Origin of the sequence: Enterobacter cloacae complex sp. BZL2005, assembly GCF_049238885.1 — a bacterium.
GTDB classification, from domain to species: domain Bacteria; phylum Pseudomonadota; class Gammaproteobacteria; order Enterobacterales; family Enterobacteriaceae; genus Enterobacter; species Enterobacter roggenkampii.
Map to the genome: position 1 here is coordinate 37,426 of NZ_JBMKGI010000020.1, position 10,832 is coordinate 48,257.

Below are 10,832 nucleotides of genomic sequence, written 5' to 3' on the forward strand. Positions count from 1 at the left end.
ACGTCCCGTGTCGTTTTCCCGGCGTGCCGCAATTCTAGATTGCGTGATAAGGGTGAGAGAAGGCAAACGTTTACCTTCAAGTTTTTCAGGAGTTTAGGATATGGTCTGGAGTGACATTTAATGGCAACAATTAAAGACGTAGCAAAACGCGCAAACGTTTCCACTACAACCGTATCACATGTAATTAACAAAACCCGCTTCGTGGCGGAAGAGACGCGCAACGCCGTCTGGGCAGCGATCAAAGAGCTGCACTATTCGCCAAGTGCGGTTGCGCGCAGCCTCAAGGTTAATCACACCAAATCTATTGGATTGCTGGCGACCAGCAGTGAAGCGGCCTATTTTGCCGAGATCATTGAAGCGGTAGAGAAGAACTGCTTCCAGAAAGGCTATACCCTGATTCTGGGCAACGCGTGGAACAGCATAGAAAAACAGCGCGCCTACCTGTCGATGATGGCGCAAAAGCGCGTCGATGGCCTGCTGGTCATGTGTTCCGAGTACCCGGAATCCGTGCTGTCGATGCTGGAAGAGTATCGCCATATCCCCATGGTGGTCATGGACTGGGGTGAAGCGCGCGCGGACTTCACCGACTCCGTTATCGACAACGCCTTCGAAGGCGGTTACATGGCGGGTCGTTACCTGATCGAACGCGGTCACCGCGAGATTGGCGTGATCCCCGGTCCGCTGGAGCGTAACACCGGCGCGGGCCGTCTGGCCGGTTTTATGAAAGCGATGGAAGAAGCGCTCATCACCGTGCCGGAAAACTGGATCGTGCAGGGCGACTTTGAGCCGGAATCAGGCTACCGCGCGATGCAGCAGATCGTTTCCCAGCCGCACCGCCCGACCGCCGTTTTCTGCGGCGGTGACATCATGGCCATGGGCGCACTCTGCGCCGCCGATGAGCTGGGTCTGCGCGTACCGCAGGATATTTCCGTGATCGGGTATGACAACGTGCGCAACGCGCGCTTCTTCACCCCGGCGCTGACAACCATTCACCAGCCAAAAGATTCGCTGGGCGAAACGGCCTTCAATATGCTGCTGGACAGAATCGTCAACAAGCGCGAAGAGTCGCAGTCCATTGAAGTTCACCCGCGCCTGATTGAACGCCGTTCCGTTGCGGACGGTCCGTTCCGCGACTACCGTCGTTAATCCCTTTACGGGGCCAGCTACCCTGGCTCCCGTAACCATTCCCGGTTTAGGGTTTCGCTGTCCCCCAGATAATCCAGCAGCCAGGCCATGGCGGGCGAGACATCATTTTGTTGCCAGGTCAGGCAGCAGGCCGCGTCCGGGAACGGATTCTCCAGCGTCAGTTCAACCCATTCTCCGGTATCGATGCGCGGACGCGCAAAATGAGCGGGCACCATCGCGACGCACAGCCCGGCGCTGAGGCACGTCGCCGATGATTCCCAGTCAGGAGCCACCACCCGCCGCTGGTTGTCCAGAAGCCAGGTGATACGCTTGGGCAGTGAACGGGACGTATCCTCCAGCACCAGCGAGGGCCAGTTACGCAGCGTATCGTCGCTCAGCGGCCCGTCCATCGCCGCCAGGGGATGATCGCGTGCCACCACGCATTTCCAGCTCAGCATCCCCATGTCGCGAAAGGCGTAACGTCCCCCAACCGGGATCGCCTGCGTAGCGCCAATCGCCATCTCCGCCCTGCCGTCCGCCAGCGCATCCCACACCCCGTTGAACACCTCCTGCGAGACCCGCAGCTCAACGTCAGAGAAATGACGATAGAAATCCACGATCATCTGCCGGGTGCGTTCCGGCTTCACGATGTTATCCACAGCGATGGAGATATGTCCCCGCCAGCCGTTGGCGATCTGCTGGCACTGTTCGCGGGTGATCTGCATTTTTTTGATAACAGAACGCCCTTCCTTCAAAAACCACGCGCCTGCGGGCGTTAATTCCACGTCGCGATGCCGCCGTTCAAACAGCGGAACCGCCAGCCACTCCTCAAGCTGACGCACCGTGTAGCTGATGGCCGAAGGGACGCGGTGCAACTCCTGCGCTGCACCGCTAAAGCTGCCGTTACGCGCAACAGCATCGACCACTTCAAGAGAATAAGCTGACCACATTTTCTGCCTGCAAAAAATTTGAATGCACCCGCCAAATATTAGCGTTTCACAAGCCGCTTTGCACTCCCTACACTCTGCGCCAACGTACACCTGCCTCCTCAGGAGAATAAGAGAATGCAACCCAGGAAAGGATTTTTAGTCTGGCTCGGCGGCTTAAGCGTGCTGGGCTTTTTGGCCACCGACATGTACCTGCCCGCGTTTGCCGCGATGCAGGAAGACCTGCAAACCCCTGCGGCGGCCATCAGCGCCAGCCTGAGTCTGTTCCTTGCCGGTTTTGCTTTCGCGCAGCTCCTGTGGGGACCGCTCTCGGATCGCTTTGGCCGTAAACCGGTACTGCTGCTGGGTCTGGCCATTTTTGCCGTGGGCTGCCTGGGGATGCTGTGGGTGCGCGATGCTACCTGGCTGCTGGTGCTGCGCTTTATTCAGGCCGTGGGCGTCTGTGCTGCGGCGGTGACCTGGCAGGCGCTGGTGACCGACTACTACCCGGCTAACCGCACAAACCGTATTTTCGCCACCATTATGCCGCTGGTGGGTCTTTCCCCTGCCCTGGCTCCGCTGCTGGGCAGCTGGATCCTCGCGCACTTTGACTGGCAGGCCATTTTTGCCACGCTGTTTGCCATCACGCTGGTGCTGATGCTGCCGGCGTTTGCCCTTAAGCCCGCGCATAAAAAAGAGGCGCATGCCGACGCGAAGCCGATTACCTTCACCTCCCTGCTGAGCGCCAAAGCGTATCGCGGGAATGTCCTGATTTATGCCGCCTGTTCGGCCAGCTTCTTCGCGTGGCTCACCGGCTCGCCGTTTATTCTGCACGATATGGGCTACAGCCCGGCGGCCATCGGTCTGAGCTATGTTCCGCAGACCATCGCGTTCCTGGTGGGCGGGTACGGCTGCCGCGCGGCGCTGCAAAAATGGGAAGGTCAGCAGATGCTGCCTTGGCTGCTGGTGCTCTATGCGCTGAGCGTCATCGGCACCTGGGCCGTCGGGTTTATTCCGGGCGCGGGTCTGGCTGAAATTTTGGTCCCCTTCTGCGTGATGGCCGTGGCAAACGGAGCGATCTACCCGATCGTGGTGGCACAGGCATTACGTCCATTCCCGCAGGCGACAGGCCGCGCCGCCGCGCTGCAAAATACCCTGCAGCTGGGTCTGTGCTTCCTCGCAAGTCTGGTGGTCTCAGCGCTGATTGCCACGCCGCTGTTGACCACCACCAGCGTGATGCTGTTCACCGTAGCGCTGGCGGTATTGGGTTACCGCATGCAGGCGTCCGCGCAGCGCGAGCAGGATAACGGCGCGCAGGTGGAAACTTCGCATGCCTGATTGCGCCAGAAATCATGTTACATTTCAGTGATTAGGTTGCTAACAATTTTCTATTGAATCACCAAATTTTGAGGCCTATACTAAATCTGGTTCGATTAAATACGATAAATATTAAGTGTTAACGGGAGCCGGAGTGCTCCCGTTTTACCATGGAAGGCATTTCGGCAAGGGTTATCTCCCTTCCTCTGTTCTACGTCGGATACTAGCCTCGCGGTATTTACCGTGAGATTTCTCACAAACCAAAAAAAGCGTCTACGCTGTTTGAAGGTTCTGATCACATCAGGGTGATGGAGAAGCTATGAGTTCATCGTGTATAGAAGAAGTCAGCGTTCCGGACGACAACTGGTCCCGGATCGTCAGTGAACTGTTAGGTCGAGCAGGCATCACTATCAACGGATCTTCGCCATCCGATCCCCAGGTTAAGCATCCCGACTTTTTTAAACGCGTGTTGCGGGAAGGATCGTTAGGCCTGGGAGAAAGTTATATGGACGGTTGGTGGGAGTGCGAACGTCTGGATATCTTTTTTGCCAGCGTGTTGCGTGCCGGTCTGGAAAATCAACTCCCCCGCAATCTGAAAGACACCCTGCGTGTCGCCTCTGCCCGACTGTTTAACTTGCAAAGTAAAAAACGCGCCTGGATCGTCGGCAAAGAACATTACGATCTCGGCAACGACCTGTTCAGCCGCATGCTGGACCCTTTCATGCAATACTCCTGCGCCTACTGGAAAGACGCGTCGACGCTTGAGGAAGCACAGCAGGCCAAGCTGCGCCTGATCAGCGAGAAGCTGCAGCTACAGCCCGGCATGCGCGTGCTGGATATCGGCTGCGGCTGGGGCGGGCTGGCGTATTTTATGGCGAAGCACTACGGCGTCAGCGTGGTCGGCGTGACGATCTCAGCGGAACAGCAAAAAATGGCGCGGGAGCGCTGTCAGGGTCTTGACGTGGATATCCGGCTGCAGGACTACCGTGACCTGAACGAGCAGTTCGACCGGATCGTTTCCGTCGGCATGTTCGAGCACGTGGGGCCAAAAAACTACGACACCTACTTTGAGGTGGTGGATCGTAATTTGAAACCGGACGGCCTCTTCCTGCTGCACACCATCGGCTCTAAGCGGACCGACAACAACGTTGACCCGTGGATCAATAAATATATCTTTCCGAATGGTTGTTTACCGTCCGTTCGCCAGATTGCCAACGCCAGTGAATCCCATTTCGTGATGGAAGACTGGCATAACTTTGGCGCGGACTACGACACCACCTTAATGGCATGGCATGAACGTTTCCAGAAAGCCTGGCCCGAGATTGCGGACAACTATTCAGAACGATTTAAACGGATGTTTAGCTATTATCTGAATGCCTGCGCGGGGGCGTTTCGCGCACGGGATATTCAGCTCTGGCAGGTGGTATTCAGCCGGGGGATTGAACACGGACTGCGTGTCGCACGCTAAAAAAATAACCCCGGATAGCCGGGGTTATTTTTTATTCTTCTTCTGCGGTCTTTATTATTGCGGCTTCTTTTGCTGCCAGCACGCGCTCCACCGTATCGACTACCGCCTGGGTTTGCGGATCGATTTCGATATTCACGCGATGCCCCAATTTTTTCGCGCCCAGCGTGGTGCGCTGCAGCGTTTCAGGAATTAAATGCACGCAAAAACGCGTTGGCGTCACTTCTCCCACCGTCAGGCTAATCCCGTCAATGCCAATAAATCCTTTATAGAGGATGTATTTCATTAATGACGGGTCCTGCATTTTAAACCAGATTTGACGGTTATTTTCCGAGGTCACGATTTTCGCCACTTCGGCAGTGGTCATGATGTGCCCGGACATCAAATGGCCGCCAATCTCATCGCTGAACTTCGCCGCGCGCTCAACGTTGACGGTATCGCCTACCACCAGCTCGCCCAGGTTAGTGATCCGCAGCGTCTCTTTCATTAAATCAAAGCTAATCTGGTTGCCGTTAATTTCGGTCACGGTCAGGCAGCAGCCGTTATGGGCAATCGAGGCACCGGTTTCGATGCCCTCAAGCATATATTCCGGCAGCTCAACAACATGAGTACGGAAATTAGGTTTTTCATCAATGGACACTACTTTGGCAGTGCCCTGCACAATACCAGTAAACATGCTTACAACTCCTGTTTTTTCCGAACGGTGATGACACCGTTTAATCCCTCCACAATAACAGTTGGAAAAACAGGTTGCCAGCGGAGCGCATTTTCTGGCGATTTTTTCACTAGATAAATAGCTAAAGCCCGCTACAATAGCTGGCACCCCCCTGCATTATCTTCTTGCTGCCCGTTTCGGCGGCTTTTTTAGTCTCTCAAATAACTACAAAATAAAGGTGTTCACGTGCAGAAGTACATGAATGAAGCGCGCCAGTTATTGGCACTGGCTATACCAGTGATCATCGCGCAAGTGGCCCAGACCGCAATGGGATTTGTGGATACGGTAATGGCAGGTGGCTACAGCGCCACCGACATGGCGGCCGTGGCTATCGGCACGTCAATCTGGCTTCCGGCCATCCTGTTCGGTCACGGTCTGCTGCTCGCGCTCACGCCTGTTATCGCTCAGCTCAATGGCTCAGGCCGTCGCGAGCGCATCGCCCATCAGGTTCGCCAGGGTTTCTGGCTGGCAGGGTTTGTCTCCGTGCTGATCATGGTGGTGCTCTGGAACGCGGGCCATATCATTCGCGCTATGCATAATATTGACCCGGCGCTGGCGGACAAAGCCGTGGGCTATCTGCGCGCGCTGCTCTGGGGCGCGCCGGGCTATCTCTTTTTCCAGGTGGCGCGTAACCAGTGTGAAGGCCTGGCGAAAACCAAGCCCGGCATGGTGATGGGTTTTATCGGGCTGCTGGTCAACATCCCGGTTAACTATGTCTTTATTTACGGTCATTTCGGGATGCCGGAGCTGGGCGGCGTCGGCTGCGGCGTGGCAACGGCAGCCGTTTACTGGGTCATGTTCTTCTCGATGCTTACCTTCGTGAAGCGCGCCCGCTCCATGCGCGATATTCGTAACGAGAACAGATTCAGCACGCCGGACTGGAACATCATGACGCGCCTGGTGCAGCTAGGGCTGCCGATTGCCCTTGCGCTGTTCTTTGAGGTGACCCTGTTTGCCGTGGTCGCCCTGCTGGTCTCCCCGCTGGGCATTGTGGACGTCGCCGGGCACCAGATTGCGCTCAACTTCAGCTCCCTGATGTTTGTCCTGCCGATGTCGCTGGCCGCAGCAGTGACGATTCGCGTAGGCTTCCGCCTGGGGCAAGGCTCGACGCTCGATGCGCAAACCGCCGCGCGCACCGGACTGGGCGTCGGCGTCTGCATGGCCATTTGCACGGCGCTTTTTACCGTGGCGCTGCGCGAGCAGATTGCCCTGCTCTACAACGACAATCCGGAAGTCGTCGCGCTGGCCTCGCACCTGATGCTGCTGGCCGCGATTTACCAGATTTCGGACTCCATCCAGGTGATTGGCAGCGGGGTGCTGCGCGGCTATAAAGACACGCGTTCCATTTTCTTTATCACCTTCATCGCCTACTGGGTGCTGGGTCTGCCGTGTGGGTATATTCTGGCCCTGACCGACCTGGTGGTTGACCGCATGGGACCGGCGGGGTTCTGGATGGGCTTTATCATCGGCCTGACGTCGGCGGCAATTATGATGATGTTGCGCATGCGCTTCCTGCAGCGCCAGCCATCCACGATCATTTTGCAACGCGCTGCACGTTAAATACGCAGTAGCCGCCCCCCGGCGGCTACTTTCTCTTCACTTTGCGCGGTAATACAGCAATCGCGTGAAATCAGAGAGAAAATTGCATTTTCCCTCTTGCCACCTCGGTGCTGTGCCGCTAATATTCGTCCCCGTTGTCACCGACAACACGTTGCGTTCATAGCTCAGTTGGTTAGAGCACCACCTTGACATGGTGGGGGTCGTTGGTTCGAGTCCAATTGAACGCACCATTCTGCGTCCGTAGCTCAGTTGGTTAGAGCACCACCTTGACATGGTGGGGGTCGGTGGTTCGAGTCCACTCGGACGCACCATTTCAGTCCTGAAATGGTGCAAATTCTCCTCAATTACCCTGAATTTTCTTAATCCCTTATTTTCATCATTATTCTCCTGCTACGCTTTTCCTATGGAAAAAAACACAGGAAACGTGTTGATGAAGAAGATCGCGATTATCGGCTCCGGCCCCACGGGAATTTACACCTTTTATCATCTGCTTAATAACAATACCCCACTCTCCGTTTCCGTCTTTGAACAGGCCGATGAAGCTGGCGTGGGCATGCCCTATAACGATGACGATAATTCCCGGCTGATGCTGGCGAACATTGCGAGCATTGAAATCCCGCCCATTTTTATGACCTACCTCGACTGGCTTAAGGAGCAAAGCGACGACCATCTGGCGCGCTTTAAAGTTGATAAAGCCAGCCTGCACGATCGGCAGTTCCTGCCCAGGCTCCTGTTGGGAGAGTATTTTCGCGACAGCTTTCGTTCAATCGTAAAAGAGGCGAAAAAGCTGGGGTTCCAGGTTGAGGTCCATGAATCCGCGAAGATAACGGACATCAACCCTTCGACAACCGGCGTGACGATTTCGGTCAATGACCGCACATTAGCGGATAAATTCGACCTGGCGGTTATTGCCACCGGCCACGTCTGGCCAGAGGAGGATGAAGCCACGCGCACGTTCTTCCCAAGCCCGTGGTCCGGCCTGATGGACGCCCGCATTCCCCCTTGCCGCGTGGGCATTATGGGCACCTCGTTGAGCGGTCTGGACGCGGCTATGGCGGTGGTGATGCAGCACGGCGAGTTTCGTGACGGTAAATTCATCCTCGACAGCGGCAGCGAAGGGTTAAACATTACGCTGATGTCCCGGACGGGCATTCTGCCGGAAGCCGATTTTTACTGCCCCATCCCTTATGAACCGCTGTCGGTATTGACCGAATTCGTAGTGGAAAGCGAGATAGCCAAAGGACCGGATGGCCTGCTTGACCGAGTCTTTGCCCTGATGGTGAAAGAGCTTGAACTCGCCGACCCGGCGTGGTGCGAGAAAATGTCTCTGTATACGCTGAATGCGGACACCATTCGTGAGGCCTGGTTTGAGGATCGTAAGCGCCACGGGCCCTTTACCTGGGCGGAAGAAAATCTCAACGAGGTTGAACGCAATAAACGCGAGCGCCGTACCGTGGCGTGGCGCTACACCGTGCTTCGGCTGCATGAGGTCGTTCAGGAGATCGTTCCCCATCTTAGCGAGCAGGACAGAAAACGCTTTAAGCAGGGCCTGGCTCGCGTGTTTATCGACAATTATGCTGCCATCCCGCCGCAGTCTATTCGCAGGCTGCTTGCGCTTCGCGAGGCCGGCATCATTAGCGTGGCGGCGCTCGGCGATGATTACACGCTTGATGCCGGCAGCAATCGGACAGTCATCACCACACAAGAGACCGTTTATCGTTTCGACGTCTTTATTGATGCGCGCGGGCAAAAGCCGCTTAAAACAAACGATTTGCCTTTCCCATCGCTGCGCAGACAGCTTGAGGAGACGGGCGATGAGATCCCCGACATCGGCGAGGATTACACGTTACAAGCGCCAGAAACGGTTCGTGGGCGCATCGCCTTCGGCGCAATACCGTGGCTGATGCACGATCGTCCCTTCGTTCAGGGGCTGGCAGAGTGTGCGGAGATTGCAGAAGCGATGGCGAAGGCGGCTGAAAAACCGGCCTCAGGTATACGGCGTCGGTTACCGTACGTGGAGAACTGACAGGGCTTCCATGCCCTGCAACGCGAGATTATTCGAAGAACACTTCCGGGTTTTCAGACAGCGAGACGAAGGTTTTCGTCGCTTTATCCAGGGCGAGAATTTTGCCGCTTTCAATGTCGTATACCCAGCCGTGCAGGCGAAGCGAGTTATTACGCAGGCCCACCGCGACGGACGGGTGGGTCTTGATGTTGCTGAGCTGCGCAAAGACGTTTTCCTGCACCATCGCATTCACTTTATCGATCGGCTTATCCCAGCTTTTTTTCTCTACCACGGCTTTTGCCGCGTCGGAATAGCGCAGCCAGTGCGATACAGCAGGCATCGGCTCCAGGTTCGCGTTATCGGCAATCGCCTTCATCGCGCCGCAGTTGGAGTGGCCGCAGATCACGATGTCGGTCACGCCCAGCGCCACTACCGCGTACTCGATAGTTGCAGAGACGCCGCCTGGCTCCGGCCCGAACGGTGGAACAATGTTGCCAGCATTACGAATAACAAAGAGTTGTCCCGGCTCTTGCTGGGTGACCAGTTCAGGGACCAGACGGCTGTCGGAGCAGGAGATAAACAGCGCTTTGGGATTCTGGCTGGACGCTAAACTGCGAAAGAGCTCTTTACGTTGCGGGAAAATCTCTTTTTGAAAGCTGAGAAAACCTTCAATGATATGTTGCATAGCAATTTCTCTTTTATCTGTTTTCGTTTAGGCATGATCGAGATCACACTCGCAAAGTTTACCCACCGTGCTTCACTTGAGACAAGCAATATATTTCTGGCCCGACCGCTGCACGATGTCATCGGCGTTTGCCGGAATGTTCTGCCCTTCGAACGCGCCGTAAAGACGGGCGAACGATTTTCCCGCCAGGCGCCGGGTAACGTCCTCAACCGTACGGGCAGGCAGCGGTAGCATATTCGGGTAGCTCCACATGAACGACACGGCCTCTTTCCCTGGGGTCACCTGCAAAATGTCTCCCGCCAGTAAAACGCCCTCGCCCTCCTGCCAGTGCAGTACCGTTCCGCCCGCAAAATGCCCGCCGAGACGCAGCAGCGTAACCGACGGTACTATCTCCAGCGCATCGCCATCCCAGAAATGAATCGCCGGGCTGTCGCGCATCACCCACTCGCTATCGCTTACGTGCAGATAGACCGGCGCGTCGAAAGCCGCGGCCCACTCCTGCATCGTGGTGTAATAGTGCGGATGCGAAATCGCAATCGCGCGAAGGCCGCCGAGTGCGGCGATGAGCGTTTGGGTTGCAGGATCAAGGTTGGCGATGCAGTCCCAGAGAATGTTACCGTGGGGGGTACGCAGGAGGAGTGCCCGCTGGTTAATGGCAAAAGCGGGTACCGTCTTGATACTGAATAACTGCGGCTCCAGCTGCTGCCATTTGTTGGCGTGTGTCGCCGTTACCGTCGCGTAATCGATCCACGCCTGGCCGCTGGCCGGAACATACTGACGTTCATCCTCGCAAATGGCACATCTCTCCGGCGTTCCCTCATAAGAAGTACCGCAGGTTCTACAGAGTGTAATCATGAGCGCTCCTCAGTGATAAAGCACTGAGTATGGCAGGGATTATCCTTATGTGCTGCGAGGTACATTGCTGGCGTGACCTGCTCCCCGTTGATTAGTACACCCCGATGTTAGTAATGTCTTCATAAGCCACATGAGGACATCCCCATGAAGAAGCGTTTTTCCGACGAACAGATCATCAG

General features: G+C 56.1%; 9 protein-coding genes and 2 tRNA genes. 7 read left to right on the top strand and 4 right to left on the bottom strand.

The window, feature by feature from the left end; all coding sequences use genetic code 11:
- Positions 1–120: 120 nt before the first annotated feature.
- The gene (purR, locus tag ACOTXI_RS22285) at positions 121–1,146 is read left to right on the top strand and encodes an HTH-type transcriptional repressor PurR (RefSeq protein ID WP_008500597.1); all 1,026 of its coding nucleotides are present in this window, start codon (positions 121–123) and stop codon (positions 1,144–1,146) included.
- Between the two features lie 17 nt (positions 1,147–1,163).
- On the opposite strand, the gene punR is transcribed toward purR, so the two are convergent.
- A complete protein-coding gene (gene punR / locus ACOTXI_RS22290; RefSeq protein ID WP_103786907.1) occupies positions 1,164–2,075 on the bottom strand; it encodes a DNA-binding transcriptional activator PunR in 912 nt (303 codons plus the stop codon).
- Positions 2,076–2,189: 114 nt separating this feature from the next.
- Here punR and punC point away from each other — a divergent pair, with 114 nt between their 5' ends.
- The gene (gene punC / locus ACOTXI_RS22295; RefSeq protein WP_058653701.1) at positions 2,190–3,389 is read left to right on the top strand and encodes a purine nucleoside transporter PunC; all 1,200 of its coding nucleotides are present in this window, start codon (positions 2,190–2,192) and stop codon (positions 3,387–3,389) included.
- A 298-nt stretch (positions 3,390–3,687) separates the two neighbouring features.
- Complete coding sequence (gene cfa, locus ACOTXI_RS22300; RefSeq protein WP_008500601.1) at positions 3,688–4,836, top strand: cyclopropane fatty acyl phospholipid synthase; 1,149 nt, start codon at positions 3,688–3,690, stop codon at positions 4,834–4,836.
- Between the two features lie 31 nt (positions 4,837–4,867).
- Here the strand turns inward: cfa and ACOTXI_RS22305 are convergent, their stop codons facing one another.
- Positions 4,868–5,509, bottom strand: coding sequence for a riboflavin synthase (locus ACOTXI_RS22305; RefSeq protein ID WP_008500602.1), 642 nt, complete (start codon positions 5,507–5,509; stop codon positions 4,868–4,870).
- Positions 5,510–5,734: 225 nt separating this feature from the next.
- Here ACOTXI_RS22305 and mdtK point away from each other — a divergent pair, with 225 nt between their 5' ends.
- The 4 genes from mdtK to ACOTXI_RS22325 all read left to right on the top strand — a co-directional run bounded on the left by mdtK (position 5,735) and on the right by ACOTXI_RS22325 (position 9,134).
- A complete protein-coding gene (gene mdtK, locus ACOTXI_RS22310) occupies positions 5,735–7,108 on the top strand; it encodes an MdtK family multidrug efflux MATE transporter (protein WP_058653702.1) in 1,374 nt (457 codons plus the stop codon).
- Between the two features lie 153 nt (positions 7,109–7,261).
- Positions 7,262–7,338, top strand: a tRNA-Val gene (locus ACOTXI_RS22315).
- Between the two features lie 4 nt (positions 7,339–7,342).
- Positions 7,343–7,419, top strand: a tRNA-Val gene (locus ACOTXI_RS22320).
- Positions 7,420–7,538: 119 nt separating this feature from the next.
- Complete coding sequence (locus ACOTXI_RS22325) at positions 7,539–9,134, top strand: FAD-NAD(P)-binding protein (protein ID WP_058653703.1); 1,596 nt, start codon at positions 7,539–7,541, stop codon at positions 9,132–9,134.
- Between the two features lie 28 nt (positions 9,135–9,162).
- Here the strand turns inward: ACOTXI_RS22325 and ACOTXI_RS22330 are convergent, their stop codons facing one another.
- The gene (locus ACOTXI_RS22330) at positions 9,163–9,798 is read right to left on the bottom strand and encodes a carbonic anhydrase (RefSeq protein WP_023292639.1); all 636 of its coding nucleotides are present in this window, start codon (positions 9,796–9,798) and stop codon (positions 9,163–9,165) included.
- A 72-nt stretch (positions 9,799–9,870) separates the two neighbouring features.
- Positions 9,871–10,653, bottom strand: a complete 783-nt coding sequence (locus ACOTXI_RS22335; protein ID WP_008500606.1) for an MBL fold metallo-hydrolase — start codon at positions 10,651–10,653, stop codon at positions 9,871–9,873.
- Positions 10,654–10,832 lie beyond the last annotated feature (179 nt).